General features: G+C 69.0%; 1 pseudogene. It reads left to right on the top strand.

The features are described from left to right. Positions 1 to 377: pseudogene (locus tag GRB96_RS15400) on the top strand (sulfoacetaldehyde acetyltransferase); the annotation flags it as partial.

Genomic DNA, 377 nt, shown 5'->3' with positions numbered 1-377 from the left:
CTGGGCACGCGTCTGGGGCCGTTCGGTACCCTGCCGCAGCACGGCATGGACTACTGGCCGAAGGACGCCAAGATCATCCAGATCGACGCCGACCACAAGATGCTGGGGCTGGTGAAGAAGATCGCGGTGGGCATCTGCGGCGACGCCAAGGAAGCCGCCGAGGCGATCACCGAGCGCCTGGCCGGCCGTGAGCTGGTCTGCGACGCCAGCAAGGGCGAGCGCGCCGAGCAGATCGCCAGCGAGAAGGCGGCCTGGGAGCGCGAGCTGGACGAGTGGACCCACGAGAAGGACCCGTTCAGCCTCGACGCCATCGACGAGGCCAAGGACGAGACCCCGTTCTCCGGCGGCGAGTACCTGCATCCGCGCCAGGTGCTGCG

This window comes from Halomonas alimentaria, from assembly GCF_009902005.1.
Taxonomy (GTDB): Bacteria; Pseudomonadota; Gammaproteobacteria; order Pseudomonadales; family Halomonadaceae; genus Halomonas; species Halomonas alimentaria.
Note: the sequence above shows the minus strand (reverse complement) of the source record. Positions and strands in the feature narration are given on the sequence as shown.